The organism is Geodermatophilus sp. SYSU D01119 (genome assembly GCF_054049975.1).
The window spans coordinates 143,991-157,603 of record NZ_JBJGYL010000003.1 but is presented as its reverse complement, the minus strand read 5'-3'; the positions used below and the strand labels follow the sequence as shown (position 1 = coordinate 157,603).

General features: G+C 77.2%; 16 protein-coding genes. 10 read left to right on the top strand and 6 right to left on the bottom strand.

The window, feature by feature from the left end:
- Nucleotides 1-21: 21 nt before the first annotated feature.
- A complete protein-coding gene (hppD, locus tag ACI79X_RS03460) occupies nucleotides 22-1,227 on the bottom strand; it encodes a 4-hydroxyphenylpyruvate dioxygenase (RefSeq protein WP_457024014.1) in 1,206 nt (401 codons plus the stop codon).
- A 163-nt stretch (nucleotides 1,228-1,390) separates the two neighbouring features.
- Between hppD and ACI79X_RS03455 the strand changes: the two genes are divergently transcribed.
- The 3 genes from ACI79X_RS03455 to fahA are packed head-to-tail and all read left to right on the top strand — an operon-like array spanning nucleotide 1,391 to nucleotide 4,301.
- Nucleotides 1,391-1,906 carry an Lrp/AsnC family transcriptional regulator gene (locus ACI79X_RS03455; RefSeq protein WP_457024013.1) on the top strand — a complete coding sequence of 172 codons (516 nt, stop codon included), beginning with the start codon at nucleotides 1,391-1,393 and terminating at the stop codon, nucleotides 1,904-1,906.
- A gap of 44 nt (nucleotides 1,907-1,950) precedes the next feature.
- Nucleotides 1,951-3,156: a cupin domain-containing protein gene (locus tag ACI79X_RS03450; protein WP_457024012.1), complete on the top strand. Its 1,206-nt coding sequence runs from the start codon at nucleotides 1,951-1,953 to the stop codon at nucleotides 3,154-3,156.
- The gene (gene fahA / locus ACI79X_RS03445) at nucleotides 3,153-4,301 is read left to right on the top strand and encodes a fumarylacetoacetase (RefSeq protein WP_457024011.1); all 1,149 of its coding nucleotides are present in this window, start codon (nucleotides 3,153-3,155) and stop codon (nucleotides 4,299-4,301) included. The genes ACI79X_RS03450 and fahA overlap by 4 nt, the downstream gene beginning before the upstream one ends.
- 4 nt (nucleotides 4,302-4,305) lie before the next feature.
- Here the strand turns inward: fahA and ACI79X_RS03440 are convergent, their stop codons facing one another.
- The 4 genes from ACI79X_RS03440 to ACI79X_RS03425 form a co-directional block, all read right to left on the bottom strand.
- Nucleotides 4,306-4,980 (bottom strand): vWA domain-containing protein, encoded by a 675-nt coding sequence (locus ACI79X_RS03440; protein WP_457024010.1) that lies wholly within the window; start codon nucleotides 4,978-4,980, stop codon nucleotides 4,306-4,308.
- Between the two features lie 318 nt (nucleotides 4,981-5,298).
- On the bottom strand, nucleotides 5,299-6,312 hold the full coding sequence (locus tag ACI79X_RS03435) for an AAA family ATPase (protein WP_457024009.1): 1,014 nt from the start codon (nucleotides 6,310-6,312) through the stop codon (nucleotides 5,299-5,301).
- A gap of 52 nt (nucleotides 6,313-6,364) precedes the next feature.
- On the bottom strand, nucleotides 6,365-6,757 hold the full coding sequence (locus tag ACI79X_RS03430; RefSeq protein ID WP_457024008.1) for a nuclear transport factor 2 family protein: 393 nt from the start codon (nucleotides 6,755-6,757) through the stop codon (nucleotides 6,365-6,367).
- A gap of 41 nt (nucleotides 6,758-6,798) precedes the next feature.
- Nucleotides 6,799-8,769, bottom strand: coding sequence for a glucuronyl esterase domain-containing protein (locus tag ACI79X_RS03425; protein ID WP_457024007.1), 1,971 nt, complete (start codon nucleotides 8,767-8,769; stop codon nucleotides 6,799-6,801).
- 112 nt (nucleotides 8,770-8,881) lie between these two features.
- Here ACI79X_RS03425 and ACI79X_RS03420 point away from each other — a divergent pair, with 112 nt between their 5' ends.
- The 7 genes from ACI79X_RS03420 to ACI79X_RS03390 all read left to right on the top strand — a co-directional run bounded on the left by ACI79X_RS03420 (nucleotide 8,882) and on the right by ACI79X_RS03390 (nucleotide 13,188).
- Nucleotides 8,882-9,769 (top strand): ATP-grasp domain-containing protein, encoded by an 888-nt coding sequence (locus ACI79X_RS03420; protein WP_457024006.1) that lies wholly within the window; start codon nucleotides 8,882-8,884, stop codon nucleotides 9,767-9,769.
- Complete coding sequence (locus tag ACI79X_RS03415) at nucleotides 9,766-11,124, top strand: circularly permuted type 2 ATP-grasp protein (protein ID WP_457024005.1); 1,359 nt, start codon at nucleotides 9,766-9,768, stop codon at nucleotides 11,122-11,124. The genes ACI79X_RS03420 and ACI79X_RS03415 overlap by 4 nt, the downstream gene beginning before the upstream one ends.
- Before the next feature lie 67 nt (nucleotides 11,125-11,191).
- On the top strand, nucleotides 11,192-11,584 hold the full coding sequence (locus tag ACI79X_RS03410) for a DUF4326 domain-containing protein (RefSeq protein WP_457024004.1): 393 nt from the start codon (nucleotides 11,192-11,194) through the stop codon (nucleotides 11,582-11,584).
- Between the two features lie 55 nt (nucleotides 11,585-11,639).
- Nucleotides 11,640-12,119, top strand: a complete 480-nt coding sequence (locus ACI79X_RS03405; RefSeq protein WP_457024003.1) for a MarR family winged helix-turn-helix transcriptional regulator — start codon at nucleotides 11,640-11,642, stop codon at nucleotides 12,117-12,119.
- The gene (locus ACI79X_RS03400) at nucleotides 12,116-12,562 is read left to right on the top strand and encodes a DUF5313 family protein (protein ID WP_457024002.1); all 447 of its coding nucleotides are present in this window, start codon (nucleotides 12,116-12,118) and stop codon (nucleotides 12,560-12,562) included. Before ACI79X_RS03405 ends, ACI79X_RS03400 begins: the two co-directional genes overlap by 4 nt.
- Before the next feature lie 62 nt (nucleotides 12,563-12,624).
- A complete protein-coding gene (locus ACI79X_RS03395) occupies nucleotides 12,625-12,795 on the top strand; it encodes a CsbD family protein (protein ID WP_457024001.1) in 171 nt (56 codons plus the stop codon).
- 129 nt (nucleotides 12,796-12,924) lie between these two features.
- Nucleotides 12,925-13,188, top strand: a complete 264-nt coding sequence (locus ACI79X_RS03390) for a GlsB/YeaQ/YmgE family stress response membrane protein (protein WP_457024000.1) — start codon at nucleotides 12,925-12,927, stop codon at nucleotides 13,186-13,188.
- A 57-nt stretch (nucleotides 13,189-13,245) separates the two neighbouring features.
- Here ACI79X_RS03390 and ACI79X_RS03385 read toward each other — a convergent pair whose 3' ends face one another.
- Complete coding sequence (locus ACI79X_RS03385; RefSeq protein WP_457023999.1) at nucleotides 13,246-13,605, bottom strand: STAS domain-containing protein; 360 nt, start codon at nucleotides 13,603-13,605, stop codon at nucleotides 13,246-13,248.
- Nucleotides 13,606-13,613 lie beyond the last annotated feature (8 nt).

Sequence of the window (13,613 nt, the reverse complement as noted above, 5' to 3'; positions counted from 1 at the left end):
CCGCGCCGGCCGGGCAGCCGCTCAGGAGTTGCCGCGGCGCTCCTGCTCGCGCTCGATCGCCTCGAACAGCGCCTTGAAGTTGCCCTTGCCGAAGCCGAGGGAGCCGTGCCGCTCGATGAGCTCGAAGAAGACGGTCGGCCGGTCGCCGGTCGGGCGGGTGAAGATCTGCAGCAGGTAGCCGTCCTCGTCGCGGTCGACCAGGATGCCGCGGCGCTGCAGCTCCGCCACCGGCACGCGCACCTCGCCGATGCGGGCGCGCAGCTCCGGGTCCTCGTAGTACGAGTCGGGGGTGGGCAGGAACTCGACGCCCTCGGCGACCATCGCGTCGACCGTGCCGACGATGTCGTTGGTCGCCAGCGCGACGTGCTGCACGCCCGGGCCGCAGTGGTAGTCGAGGTACTCGTCGATCTGCGAGCGCTTCCTGCCCACCGCCGGCTCGTTGAGCGGGAACTTCACGCGGTGGTTGCCGTTGGCGACGACCTTGCTCATCAGCGCCGAGTAGTCGGTGGCGATGTCGTCGCCGATGAACTCGGCCATGTTGGTGAAGCCCATGACCCGGTTGTAGAAGCCGACCCAGGTGTCCATGGCGCCGAGCTCCACGTTGCCGACGACGTGGTCGACGGCCTGGAACAGCCGCCGCGGGGTGCCGGGCCTCCGGACGTACGTCGACGTCCGCGCCACGTACCCGGGCAGGTACGGACCGGTGTAGCGGCTGCGGTCGACCAGCGTGTGGCGGGTGTCGCCGTAGGTGGCGATCGCAGCGAGCCGGACGGTGCCGTGCTCGTCGGCGACGTCGTGCGGCTCCTCCAGCACGGTCGCGCCCTGCGCGCGGGCGTGCGCGACGCACCGGTCGACGTCGGGCACGGTGAGCGCGATGTCGCGGACACCGTCGCCGTGCCGGCGGTGGTGGTCGGCCAGCTCGCTCGACGGCGAGTACGCCCCGGTGACGACGAAGCGGGCGGCGCCGGAGCGCAGCACGTAGCCGCGGTGGTCGCGGTTGCCGGTCTCGGGGCCCGTGTAGGCCACGAGCTCCATGCCGAGCGCCGACTGGAGGAAGTGCGCCGTCTGCAGGGCGTTGCCGACCACCCAGACCAGCGCGTCCCACCCCGACACCGGGAACGGGTCGGCCGAGTCGTCGTACTCGACCAGGCCCACCAGCTGCCGGAGCTGGTCGAGGTCGAGCCGGGCGAGGCGCTCCTCGTCGGTGAGCGTCCGGTCCAGCGACATGGCGGGCTCCTCCTGCTCGTCGGGCTCTCCTGTGCAGGGATCCCACGACTTCCCCGCCTGGCTGCGCAACCAGTAGCGCGGGAGCTGTGCAGACGGCACGATCTGCCGAGCGGTCACGGCATCCGGCTGGTCCGCCTGCACACCTCGTGAGGGAGAGCCGCCCGTGGAGCCCCGGACGCCGCTGGACGCCCTCGACCTCGCCCTGCTCACCGCTCTCGACCGGGACGCGCGCGCCGGCGCCCTGGAGCTGTCCCGGCTCGCCGGCGTGGCACGGGCGACGGTGAGCGCGCGGCTGCGGCGGCTGGAGGAGGCCGGGGTCATCGGCGGCTACCGGGTCGACGTCGACCCGGCCGCCGCGGGCTTCGAGGTGCAGGCCTTCGTCACCCTGGAGATCGCGCAGGGGGCGATCGACGCCGTCCGGGCCGACCTCGAGGCGATCCCCGGCGTGCTCGAGGCGCACGCGACCACCGGCAGCGGCGACGTCCTGTGCCTCGTGGCCGCGGCCTCGCACGAGGCGCTGCAGCACACCCTGGTCGAGCTCAACCGGTCGGCCGCGGTGGTCCGCTCGACCAGCGTCGTCGTGCTCTCCACGCTCGTGCACCGCCGCACCCTGCCGCTGCTGCGCTCGGGCGCGGCCGCCCACGCCGGCCGCTCGGCCATGCGGCCCCCGCCCGGCTGACGCGCCGGCCGTCCCCGTCCCGACCGAGCCGAAGGAGTCCCGTCATGGCGTTCTACCGACAGGTGGGCGAGGTCCCGCCCAAGCGGCACACGCAGTTCCGCCGTCCCGACGGCGGCCTGTACTCCGAGGAACTGGTGGGCGAGGAGGGGTTCAGCTCCGACTCCGCGCTGCTCTACCACCGCGGCATCCCCTCGGCGATCGTCGACGCCCGCCCGTGGGAGCTGCCCGACCAGACGCTCACACCCAACGCGCCACTGGTCCCCCGGCACCTGAGGCTGCACGACCTGTTCCCCGACAGCGCGCACGAGGCGACCGACGCCGTCACCGGCCGGCGGCTGGTGCTCGGCAACGCCGACGTCCGCATCTCCTACGCGGTCTCCTCGCGCCCCAGCCCCCTCTACCGCAACGCCACCGGCGACGAGTGCGTCTACGTCGAGCGCGGCTCCGCCACCGTGGAGACCACCTTCGGCGCGCTGGAGGTCGGCCGGGGCGACTACGTGGTCCTGCCGCGCACGACCACGCACCGCTGGCTGCCCACCGGCGACGAGCCGCTGCGCACCTACGCCATCGAGGCGAACAGCCACATCGCCCCGCCCAGGCGGTACCTGTCCCGGTACGGGCAGTTCCTCGAGCACGCGCCCTACTGCGAGCGCGACCTGCGCGCACCCGCCGAGCCGCTGCTGGCCGAGGGCACCGACGTCGAGGTGTACGTCAAGCACCGCGGTGCCGGCCCCGGCGGGCTGGCCGGCACCGTGCACGTCCTGCCCGAGCACCCCTTCGACGTCGTCGGCTGGGACGGCTGCCTCTACCCCTACGCGTTCGACGTGGCCGACTTCGAGCCGATCACCGGCCGCGTGCACCAGCCCCCGCCGGTGCACCAGGTCTTCGAGGGCGGCAACTTCGTCATCTGCAACTTCGTGCCCCGGAAGGTCGACTACCACCCGTTGGCGGTGCCGGTGCCCTACTACCACTCCAACGTCGACAGCGACGAGATCATGTTCTACGTCGACGGCGACTACGAGGCCCGCAAGGGCTCGGGCATCGGCCGCGGCTCGGTCTCGGTGCACCCCGGCGGGCACTCCCACGGCCCGCAGCCGGGGGCCGTCGAGCGCTCCCTCGGCGTCGAGGCCTTCGACGAGCTCGCCGTCATGGTCGACACCTTCCGCCCGCTCGACCTGGGCGAGGCCGGGCTCGCCGCCGACGACGGGCGCTACGCCTGGACGTGGTCCGGCCGCGGGCCGGGCGCGTGACCCCGCCCGTCCTCCCGTACGGCGTCTTCTCCGACGCCTCGGGCCGGCGCCGCACCGGCGTCGCGGTCGGCGGGCACGTGCTCGACCTCGCCGCCGCCACCGGCGACGACGTGCACGCCACCGGCTCGCTCAACGCCTTCCTCGCCCGCGGGCCGGGCGCGTGGGCGGAGCTGCGCGAGGAGCTGACCGCCCGGGTCGCCGCCGGGGACCTCGCGCCGCACCTGCTGCCGATGCCGGAGGTGACGCTGCACCTGCCGGTGGAGGTGGCCGACTACGTCGACTTCTACAGCTCCCGGCACCACGCCGAGAACGTGGGCCGGATCCTGCGCCCCGGCTCGGCGCCGCTGACGCCGAACTGGGAGCACCTGCCGATCGGTTACCACGGCCGCGCCGGCACGGTCGCGGTCTCGGGCACCCCGGTCGTCCGCCCGTCCGGCCAGCGCCTCGACCCCGGCGAGGAGGCGCCCACGTGCGGGCCCACCCGGCGGCTCGACCTCGAGGCCGAGGTGGGGTTCGTCGTCGGCGCCTCCTCGGAGCCGGGCCGGCCGGTGCCGATGGGCGCCCTCGCCGACCACGTGTTCGGCGTCTGCCTGGTCAACGACTGGTCCGCGCGCGACCTGCAGGCCTGGGAGTACGTGCCGCTGGGCCCGTTCCTCGGCAAGTCCTTCCTCACCTCGGTGTCGCCGTGGGTCGTACCGCTGGCCGCGCTGGAGGCGGCGAGGGTGCCCCCGCCGGCGCGGACGGCGCCGCTGCTGCCCTACCTCGACGACGCCGGCGCGGAGCCGTGGGGCCTCGACCTCGCGCTGGAGGTGCGGCTCAACGGGCACGTCGTCTCCCGCCCGCCGTTCGCCTCGACCTACTGGACCCCGGCGCAGCAGCTGGCGCACCTGACGGTCAACGGCGCCTCCCTGCGCACCGGCGACCTGTTCGCCTCCGGCACCGTCTCCGGCCCGGCGCCCGACGAGCGCGGCTCGCTGCTGGAGCTGTCCTGGGGCGGGACGCGGCCGCTGGTCCTCCCCGACGGCAGCACCCGGACCTTCCTGGAGGACGGCGACGTGGTGACCGTGTCGGCCACCGCGCCGGGCCCCGGCGGCGTCCGCGTCCCCCTCGGCGAGGTCACCGGCCGCGTGCTGCCGGCGCCCTGAGCGGTCACTCGGCGAACAGCGCGCCCAAAGCCGCGGCGACGTCGGAGTGGTCGCGCACGAGCCGCACCCGGCCGCGGCCGAGCCGGGCGAGGTCGCGGCCCAGGTCGACGTCCTTCTCCCCGGAGACGTCGAGCAGCACGTCCAGCCGGGGCAGGCGCGCCGCGGTGAGCCGCGGGTCCGGCCCGGCGTTGTGCACGCAGTCGGACAGCAGCAGCACCCGCGCGTCCCGGGCGGGCACCCCGGCCAGCTGGCGGGCGGCGGTCCCCAGCGCGAAGGACACGTTGGTCAGCCCCTGGGTCGGCACGCGCAGCAGCAGGTCGAGGACGGCGAGCGGGGCGACGGTCTCGCCGGGCCGGACCAGCACCGCGGCGTCGGACCAGAACGCGACGACGCCGACCCGGTCGCGGGCCAGCTCCCCGGCCAGCGCGCCCACCGCCGCGGCCGCCGTCCGCACCCGTTCGCCCTTCATCGACCCGGACACGTCGACGACGAGCACCACCGACCGGCGGCGGCGCACCCGCTCGCGCACCAGCACGTCGCGCTCCCCCGGGAACGGGTTGCCGGCGACGGCGTCGAGCGTGCGCTCCAGGTCCAGCTCGTCGGAGCCGCCGCTCCAGGGCAGCGTGCGCAGCTCGCCCACCCCGCGGCGGGGGCGCCGGTCGGCGGGCGGGCGGGGCACGGCGAGCCGCCGGGCGATGGCCCGGGCCCGCTGCCGGGTCTGCCGGTCCGCGGCGCCGTCGGCGGCCAGGTCGGCCAGCGGGACCAGCTCGGCGGGCTCGTCGGTGGTGCCGGGCGCCGAGCCGCCGGCCGGGCCGCCGGTGCGGGCGCGCCGCCGGTCGCCGGAGCTCAGCGCCAGCCCGTCGCCGCCCGGCGCGGGGCGGTAGAGCGCGGGCGCCTCGGTGAGCTGCTTGGGCCTCCTGCGCAGCGGCCGCGTGCCGCGCGGCCCGCCGCCGCGCTCCCGGCGGCGGGTGAGGGGCGTGTCTGCCTCGACGGTCCTTCAACCGGGGTCGGCGGCGGCGGGCGCGAGCAGGAAGTGGTCCTCCCAGATCTCGCGCAGCACCGCCTCGGGCGTGGACTCGACCGTCTCGTCGACGGCGATCCGGCCCGACAGCGCGAGCAGCAGCGCGTCGAGCACGGTGCCCGTGTAGTCCTCCGGCAGGCCGCGCGGCGGGGCCACCGACGGCTCGTCGGGCAGGGCGACCTCGCGCATGTCGGCGAGCTGGGCGGCCACCAGCGCCAGGTCGATCGCGCCGCGCACGCTGCTGCCCTGCCGCACGTCCTCGCGGCCGCGGGTGGCGCGGGTGAGCGCGACGGCGTCGGCCACCAGCCGCGGCGAGGCCAGCCCGGTGCGGCGGGCCACGATGCCCCGTTCGGCCTCGGCGTCCTGGTAGCCGACGGCCAGCCGCACGAGCCGGTCGGAGATCGACGACGAGAGCCGGGTGGTGCCGATCGCGTCGTAGGGGTTCATCGAGGCGACCACGCGGAAGGTCGGGAGCGCCTCGACGACGCCGACGTGCGGCACCGCCAGCCGCCGCTCGGCCATCGCGGTGAGCAGCGTGTTGAGCGTGTCCTCCGGCGCCCGGTTGAACTCCTCGAGGTAGAGGAACCCGCCCGCGCGCATCGCCTGCACCAGCGGCCCGGGCACGAAGTTGTCCGGCCGGTAGTCCTCGCGCAGCACCCGCGCCGGGTCGTGGTGGCCGACCAGCCGGGTGGGCGTGAGGTCGGCGTTGCCCTCGACGAAGACCAGGGGCACGCCCCACTCGGCGGTGATCGCCCGCAGCAGCGTCGACTTCGAGGTCCCCGGCGGGCCCTCCAGGACGACGTCGCGCCCGGCGGCGACGGCGGCCAGCAGCAGGTCCAGCTCGTGCGCGCGGCCGACGAGGTGGGCGGCCACCCGGCGGCGCACCTCCCGCACCGAGGCGCCGGCGTCGTGGCGGACCCGCGAGCCGGTCACCACCGGGTCGTCGTCGGGACCGGGGCCGGGGACGTCGGGCGGGGACGGGGGCGCCACCCGGCGGACGCTAGTGACACCCGGTGCCACCGGGCAACCGCGCGGCGGCCGGTCAGGAGCCGGCGGCCAGCTGCCGGCCCATCGCCTCGTGCACGGCCTGGATCGCCTGCAGCGGGCGGACCATCACCCGGAACTCCACGATCCGCCCGGCGTCGTCGCAGCGGATGATGTCGACGCCGTTGACGTACCGGCCGCCGAGGGTGGTCTCGAACTCCAGCACCGCGGTGTCGCCCGCCACGACCTCCTTCGTGTAGCGGAAGGCGCCCTCGCCGGCCAGCGCGACCGCCGCCGCCTCCAGGTACCGGGTCGTGACCGCCTTCCCCTCCTGCGGCGTGAACACCACCGGGGAGAGGAAGACGACGTCGTCGGCGAGGAGCTCGTCCAGCGCGCCCGGCGGCCGCTCGTCCACGTAGCGGTGCCAGCGGGCGACGACGTCGTCGATCACGGGTGCCTCCTGGGGACTCGGGTGCCGCGATCCTGCACCCGTCACACCCGGGCGCGCTGCGGGCCGTGCCGGTCGAGCCAGCCGACCACCGCGGTGCGGGTGTCCGCGGAGAGCCGGTGCCAGTCGGCCAGCGGCACCCGCGGCACGCCGGCCGCGCGGCAGGCGGCGGCCACCGCGCCGGGCGGGGCCTCGGGGTCCCAGGCCGGGTCGAGCACCACCGCGGGGGCGCCGGCCGTCGTCGCCAGGAGGTCGGCCAGCGTGTACCCGGGCCGCGCGCGCAGCAGCGGCTCGCCGCAGCTGGGCGCGACCAGGACCGCCCCGGCGGTCGGGACGTCGCCCAGGGCGGACAGGTGCAGCGCCACCAGGGCGCCGGTGCCGTAGGCGGCGACCCACGGCCGGTCGTGCCCGGTCGCCGCCGCGGCGACGGCGGCGACCGCCGCGGCGTCGGCGGTCATCCGGGCGAGCGGCGAGGACCCCGGGCCGGGCTGCTCGGCGTGCCGGGCGCCGCTGCCCACCGGGTCGTGGCAGGCCACCACCCAGCCGGCCTCGGCGAGCTGGGCCGGCAGCGGCTCGGCCTGCTCGTAGCCGGCCCGCCAGCCGGTCGCCGCGCACGGCGGGCCGAGCCAGAGGACCAGCCCCCGGCCGCCGCCCCCGCCGGGCGGGGTCAGCAGGGTGACCGCGACGCCGTCGGGGGTCCGCAGGTGCTCCTCCCCCGTGGCCCCGGTGTCCGGGGTGACCGTCGCGTCCCCGGCCGGCCCGAGGGCGGCGCGGACGGCGGCGCGCAGTTCCTCCCCGCGCACCGGCCACGGTCCCGGGCGCACCCGGTCGGTCGGCCACGGCACCGGCGACGGCGCCACCCGCGGTCGCGCGGCGCGGCGGGGCGGGCCGCCGAGCACCGCCTGCGCCCAGTCCAGCTGGGCGGCGACGGCGGACTCGTCGGCGCGGTGCCCGCCCGGGCGCAGCGCCAGCTCCAGCGCGCCGGGCCGGCCGAGCAGGGCCCAGGCGTCGCGGGCGGCGTCGACGGCGGCGCGGGCGGCCGGCACCCGCTCGACCGGGTCCTCGACGGCGACCGAGACCAGCACCGGCCGGGGCGCGGCCAGCGCGAGCAGCTCGTGGGCGTCGGTGGGCAGCCGGTGCTCGCGCCCGGCGAACCAGCGCAGCCGCGGGTGGTACCAGCCGGGGTAGTGCCGGGTGAGCAGCTCCACGCCCTCGCCGAAGTGCCGGTCGGTGCACAGCCGGGCGGGGATCGCGCCGAGCACGCCGCTGGAGCTGGAGACGACGCCGGCGAACCGGTCGTCGAAGGCGGCGGCCAGCAGCGCCGTCTTGCCGTTGCGGCTGTGCCCGCCGACGAGCACCCGCCGCGCGTCCACCCCGGGCTGGTCCTGCAGGACGTCGAGCACCCGCGACAGCGCCCAGGCCCGCCAGGCCAGCCGGCCGGCGACGACGGAGGGGTGCGCCCGCTCGACGTCCTCGGTGTCGTCGCCGCCGTCGGCGGCCGAGACCAGGCACGCGCCCCAGCCGCGGGCCAGCGCCGCCTCCGCCCAGGGGCCGTGGCTGGACTGCAGCAGGTAGACCGGGACGTCCCGGCGCACGCCGGGCGCGGGCACCGGGAGCAGCAGCCGCGCCCGCACCGACCAACCGTCGCCGACGACGAGCTCGCGGACCTCGACGCCGCCGTCGGTCCGCGCCGGGGCGACGCGGGCGGGCGTGCGGTGTGGCGCGGGCGGCAGGTCGCCGGTCAGCCACCGCCGCCAGCGCGCACGCAGCACGGCCCGGCGGGCCGGCCACCCCGCGGCACCGGCGCGGCCGCTCGGGAGGCCCTCGGCCGGGGACCACAGGCCGGTGCGCGCCGGCAGCCGGGCGAAGTCGGGCGCCGGCTCGCCCCCGGCGGCCCGCCACGCCTCGAACGGCCCGCTGGGCGGCAGGACACCGGCCAGCTCCGCGGTGTAGCGCCGGCGGCGCGCGGCGGCGGTGCGCGCCTCCCGGGACCGGCCCGGCATCACCTGCGTCATGCGCCCGCACCGTAGGACCGCGGGGCGCCCGGGCGGGTGTCCGCGGTGTTGCGTCTGTGCTGCATCGGACGCACGGGGTTCGAGCGGCCCGGCCCGGGGGCATCAGGGCCGCGTGCGCGTGCTGCTGGTGATCACCGACGAGGACTGGTACGAGGACGCCGGCTACGCCGCGGCCTGGGTGCGGGCGCTGCGGGAGGAGGGCGCGGAGGTCGAGCGGCTGGCCCGGGTGCCCGACGACTGGCCGGTCACCGGCCCGCCCCCGGGGCACTACGACCTGGCGATCGCGCACGTGCTCGTGGAGGAGGTCGTGGGCTACGCGCCGACCTTCGCCCTGGCCACCCTGCTGGAGGCCTCCGGAGTGCCGCTGCTCAACCCGGTCACCTCGATCGTCGCGTCGGCCGACAAGCTCGTCACGCACGCCGTCTGGGCCGCCGCCGGGGTGCCCCAGCCGGCCGCGTGGGACCTCGCCCGCCTCCGCGAGTGGCCGATGCCGGGGCGGCCGATGGTGCTCAAGCCCTCGCTCGGCGACGGCGCCCGCTACATCGAGCTGGTCGGCGACCTCGACGCCGCCCGCCGGATCGAGGAGGGCTGGCGCGCCGACGAGGCGGCCGGCGGGCACCGGCGCGGCACGTCGCTGCTGCAGGAGTGGATCGCGGAGCCCGCCTGCGCGCGCGTGTTCGCCACGCCCACCAGCACCTCCCTGGTCTACGAGAAGTCGCGGGAGGAGGGCGCGCTGGTCACCCACGGCACCGTCTACCCGCGGGTGTACGAGGCGTCGCCGGAGATGGCGCAGCTGACCCAGCGGATGGTCGCCGCCCTCGGCGGGGGCCTCATGGGCGTCGACGTGCTCATCGAGCCCGGGGGCCGGCTCGTGGCCCTGGAGGCCAACGCGCCCTTCGGCTTCGACGTCACCGACCCGGAGCAGGGCCGGTGGGTGGCCCGCGCGGCCCTCGCCGTCGCCGAGCGGGCGTCCGCGGCGCGCCGGGCGGACGCCGCGTGAGCGGCGGGACGAGCCTGGACGAGGCGCTGCTGCCCGACGGCTCCGACCGGCCGCACGCGGCGGCGGCGCTGGCCGCCGTCCGGGCGTACGGCCCGGGCGCGCTCGCCGCCGACGTCGCCCGCGCGGTCGCCGGCCTCGGCATGGAGCACGGCCCGGAGGGCGAGGCGCACCTGTTCGCCGTCGACCCGGTGCCGCGGGTGCTCGAGCGGTCGGAGTGGGCGGAGCTGGCCGCGGGGCTCGACCAGCGGCTGCGGGCGCTGGAGGCCTTCGTCGCCGACGCGCACGGCCCCCGCGAGGCGGTGCGCGCCGGCGTGCTGCCCGCCGAGGTCGTCGACACCAACCGGTACCTGGCGCCCGGCCTGGCGACGCCGCGGCGCTGGATCGGCATGGCCGGCCCCGACCTCGTCCGCGGCGCCGACGGGCGGTTCGTCGTCCTCGAGGACAACGTGCGCACGCCGTCGCTGCTGGCCTTCGCCCTGGCCGCGCGGGACCTGGTGGCCCCCCGGCTGGGCGTGGAGCCGGGCCCCGCCCCGGTGCGCGAGGTCGCGGTGACCGCGATGCGGCGGATGCTCGCCGACGCCACCGACCTGCCCGACCCGGTCCTGGCCGTGCTGGGCGACGGGCCCCGCAGCTCGGTGCCGTGGGAGATCGACCGCTTCGGCGAGATGGTCGGCGCGCCGGTGGTGCTGCCCTCGCAGCTGAGCGCCCGCGGGGAGGACCTGCTCCTGCCCGACGGGCGCCGGGTCGACCTGCTGTGGCGGCGCACCAGCGAGGAGCGGCTCACCGACGACGACGGCCGGCCCAACGAGCTCGGCGAGCTGCTGCTGGGCCCGCTGCGCGCGGGCACGGTGGCCGTCGTCAACGCCTTCGGCACCGGCGTCGCCGACGACAAGCGCACCTTCCCCTACGTCGAGGACCTCGTCCGCTTCTTCACCGGCGAGGAGCCGCTGCTGCGCTCGCAGCCGGCCTACGACCTCGGCGACCCGGCGCAGTGCCGGGAGGCGCTGGGCCGGCTGCCCGAGCTGGTGCTCAAGCCGCGGTCGGGCTCGGGCGGCTGGGGCGTGCTCATCGGCCCGCGAGCCACCCGGGAGCAGCTCGAGCGGGTGCGCGCCGAGGTGCTGGCCGCGCCCGGCGAGTGGATCGCCCAGGAGCCGGTGGCCCTGTCCACCCACCCGACCGTCGTCGACGGCGCGCTCGTGCCGCGGCACGTGGACTACCGGCCCTACGCCTTCTGCACCGACGGCGGGACGGTGGTGCTGCCGGGCGGCTTCACGCGGGTGTCGCTCACCGAGGGCGAGCTGGTGGTCAACGCCTCCCAGGGCGGTGGCGGCAAGGACACCTGGGTGGTCGGCTGAGGGCACCGTCACCCGGACGGGTGAGCGCCGGCACGGACCTGTCACACCCTCTGACCAGCATGGACGCATGACCGCACCGCGTCGCGTGCAGCTGTCCCGGGCGCGCGGCTGGCGCAAGCCGGCCGGCACCGTCGTCGTCGCGCGCCCCTCCCGCTGGGGCAACCCGTTCCGCGTCGGCGAGACCTACCTGTTCCCCGACGGCGACGGGTCCGACCCGGCGGCCTGGCCCGTGCCCACGCACCGTGAGCCCGGCCGGTACGACGACGGCGCCCTCGTCGTCCGCTGCCCCGACCGCGCCACCGCCGTCGCGTGGTACCGCCGCTGGGCCGGCGAGGCGCACCGCGAGCAGGCCCGCCGGCTGCTGCGCGGCCGCGACCTGGCCTGCTGGTGCCCGGTCGACGAGCCCTGCCACGCCGACGTGCTCCTCGAGATGGCGAACCCGGCCCGCGTCCGGGCGTGACCGACGACTCCTTGGTGTCCCAACCGTTGGGCCGCCAAGGGTCTACCGTGGAGGTGTGACACCACCCGGGTCCCCCGCGCTGTCCGAGGACGTGCTGGCCCTCGACCGGCAGGTGTGCTTCGCCCTGTCGGTGGCCGCGCGCAACGTCGTCGCCGTCTACCGTCCCGTGCTCGAGCCGATGGGCCTCACCCATCCCCAGTACCTCGTGATGCTGGCGCTGTGGCAGCACGGCTCGCTGTCGGTCACCCGGCTGTCCGGGCTGCTCCAGCTCGACCCGGGGACGCTCTCGCCGCTGCTCAAGCGGCTCGAGGCCGCCGGCCTGCTGCGCCGCGAGCGGGACCCCGGGGACCAGCGCACGCTCGCCCTCACGCTGACCGACCGGGGCCGGGAGCTGCGCGCGCAGGCGGAGCGGATCCCCGCGGGCATCGTCGAGCGCCTCGGGATGCCGCTGGAGGAGCTGACCGCGCTGCACGACGCGCTCACCCGCGTCATCGCCGCGTCCCAGCAGGCGCTCGGGACGGGGGCCGCGTCGTGACCGCCCCCCGCACCGCCGACGAGCCGGTCGTCCGCCCGGCTCCGCACCGCTGGCTCTGGTACGCCCTCGGTGGCGGGCTGCCCGCGCGGCACCGCGGCTGGGTGCTGGTCGACACCACCACCGGCACCTGGTGGGCGCGGCACGTCGTGCGCAGCCTCGTGCAGATGGCGGTGCCGATCGCCCTGGTGATGCTGGTGCTCCCCGCCCCGTGGGGACTGCGGATCGCCGTCGCCGGCGGCGGCGTCGCCCTCGGCCTGGTCTACTCGCTCGCCTACATGGTCGAGGCCACCGAGAACCGCGTGGTCAAGGCCGGCTACCCCGTCGGCACCGCGGGCGCGATCCGCGAGGCCCGGTGGGAGGAGCGCGAGGAGCGCGACCGCCGGCGCCGCCGGGAGGCCGCCGCGAAGCGGGCCGCCCGCTACCGCGACCGCGCCGGCCGCTGAGCGGCAGATGACGGTCCCGTGACGGCACGGGTGCCGCGGCGGGCGCCGGGTACCCCCGGCGCATGAGCAACGACGACAAGATCAGCAACAAGGTGGACGAGCTGGCCGGCCGCGGCAAGGAGACCGTCGGCCGGGCCACGGGCGACCGCGACCTGCAGGCCGAGGGCGAGGGCCAGCAGGCGAAGGGCAACCTCAAGCAGGCCGGCGAGAAGGTCAAGGACGTCTTCAAGTAGGTCCCTGCTCCCGCGCGACGGGCGCCGGTCCCCTCGGGGGTCGGCGCCCGTCGCGTGTCCGGGGGCGGGACATGACGGTCCCGTGACGGCCGGTTTCCCGGCCCGGGCGGCCAGGTACCCGCCCCGGCCATGATCGGTTTCCTCGTCGCCGGCCTCGTCATCGGCGCCCTCGCCCGCCTCGTCACGCCCGGCCGCCAGCGGCTGGGCATCCTCGCCACGCTGCTGCTCGGCCTCGCCGGCTCCGTCATCGGCGGCACCGTCGCCAACCTGCTCGGCACGGGGGACGTCTTCGAGCTCAACGTGCTCGGCTTCGTCGTCGCCGTGATCGCCGCGGTGCTGCTCATCGGCGTCGCCGAGGGGATCGCCGGCTCCCGCTCCCGTTCGGTGCGCTGACCCCGTCCCGCTGACGGTGGCCGGGTCCCCCGGGACCCGGCCACCGTCGTGTCCGGGTCAGGACGCCGGCGGCGCTCCCCGGCCGCGCGCCGCGCCCCGCCGCCCCCGCCCGCCCTGCACCTGGAGCACCCGCCACAGGCCGGTCCGGCGCAGCATGTCCGAGGTCCGCCCGTCGGCCCCGCGCAGCACCACGGCCCCGCCGCGGGCACGGCAGATGCGGTGCGCCCAGAGGAAGGTGGCCAGGGCCGGGCTGGCGAGGGAGTCGACGCGGGCCAGGTCGACGACGATCCGCCGCGCCCCGCCGAGGAGCGCCTCGTGCAGCAGCCAGCGGGCGTCGGCCAGCCCGTCGGCCAGCACCACCGGGTCCAGCACGACGACGACCTCGTCGTCCTCCCCCGTGGGCGCCCCGCTGGTCATCGGCGCTC